Origin of the sequence: Bordetella ansorpii (assembly GCF_900078315.1) — a bacterium.
GTDB classification, from domain to species: domain Bacteria; phylum Pseudomonadota; class Gammaproteobacteria; order Burkholderiales; family Burkholderiaceae_B; genus Bordetella; species Bordetella ansorpii.
In genome coordinates this window covers 1-268 of sequence record NZ_FKBS01000003.1, presented here as the reverse complement: position 1 = coordinate 268, position 268 = coordinate 1, and the positions used below count along the sequence as shown (strand labels likewise).

1 tRNA gene is annotated in these 268 nt (G+C 50.7%); it reads left to right on the top strand.

What is annotated here, in order from left to right:
* Positions 1–72 precede the first annotated feature (72 nt).
* Positions 73–148 (top strand) — tRNA-Ala (locus A7W11_RS01125).
* Positions 149–268: the final 120 nt, after the last annotated feature.

Here is a 268-nt window from a genome sequence, read left to right as displayed (position 1 = left end):
GGTTAGAGCACCGTCTTGATAAGGCGGGGGTCGTTGGTTCGAATCCAACCAGACCCACCAGTCAAGTCAAGGGGGGGATTAGCTCAGCTGGGAGAGCGCCTGCTTTGCAAGCAGGATGTCGTCGGTTCGATCCCGTCATCCTCCACCAAAGCGCAACGATGAATGCTGCGAGTCAGTATTGATCGTTGGGTTTTACCCAATGTCATTTCGCTCTTTAACAATGAGGAAGAAGCACAACGTAAAGTGTTTCTGAGTAATCGAGTTTCCA